The 1,047-nt window shown below is 61.9% G+C and carries 1 protein-coding gene; it reads left to right on the forward strand.

Annotated features, from left to right (window positions below):
* Positions 1-89: 89 nt before the first annotated feature.
* Entirely contained in the window at positions 90-1,046 is a 957-nt protein-coding gene (locus EN852_RS34525) for an IS481 family transposase (RefSeq protein WP_126063820.1), read from the forward strand.
* Position 1,047: the final 1 nt, after the last annotated feature.

A 1,047-nucleotide genomic window follows, 5' to 3' on the forward strand; every position in this document is an offset into this window, starting at 1 on the left:
GCTAGCTGTGAGCTTTCGGGAGGTTGTCCATTCGGACCGGACCGAGGAGACTGGAGTTACCACGCTTCAGCATCCATCGGAGGATCCGAATGAACATCCATAAGAATGCCCGTCTCACACCGCTGCGTCGAGAGGAGATGGCGCTGTCGGTGATAGAAGGCGCTTTCTCCAAAGCCCATGCGGCGCGTGTCTACGGCGTGTCGGCCAAGATCGTGGCGCGCTGGGTCGAGCGCTACAAGTCCGAAGGGCGGGCCGGCATGATCGACCGTTCCTCGCGGCCCGCCCATATGCCGCAGGCCACCGCTGCGTTGATCGCCGAGCGCATCATGGCGCTGCGGCGGCAACGTTGGACCGGCAAGCACATCGCCCATGAGGTCGGCGTCTCGCCCGCCACCGTTAGCCGGGTTCTCAAGCGTGCCGGACTGTCGCGGTTGCGGGATATCGAACCGGCCGAGCCGATCCGACGCTACGAGCGCGAGCATCCTGGCGAGATGATCCATATCGATATCAAGAAGCTCGGTCGTTTCGAGCGCATCGGTCATCGCATTACCGGCAAGCGCACCGGCAATGCCAGCTCGCGCGGCAGCAGTTGGGAGTTCGTCCATGTCTGCATCGACGACGCCTCCCGCATCGCCTTCTCGCAGATCCTGCCCGACGAGAAAAAAGAAAGCGCCATCGCCTTCCTCAAGGCGGCGGTGGCCTACTACGCCAGCCTCGGCGTCACGATAGCCCGCGTCATGACCGACAACGGCTCCTGCTACAGATCAAAGGCCTTCGCCAAGGCCTGCCGCGATCTCGGCCTCAAGCACGTCAGGACAAGACCCTATACACCCAAGACCAATGGCAAGGCCGAGCGCTTCATCCAGACAGCACTGCGCGAATGGGCTTATGCCATCGCTTATCCGACTTCAGATCACCGCGCCGCAGAGTTGCCGGTCTGGCTGCACAGATACAATTGGCACCGTCCCCACGGGAGCCTAAAGTCCAAAACACCTATCAGTCGCCTCGCTCTAACCGAGGACAACCTGTTGAGGCTCCACAGCTAGC

This window comes from Mesorhizobium sp. M2E.F.Ca.ET.209.01.1.1 (assembly GCF_004010375.2).
Classification (GTDB): Bacteria; Pseudomonadota; Alphaproteobacteria; order Rhizobiales; family Rhizobiaceae; genus Mesorhizobium.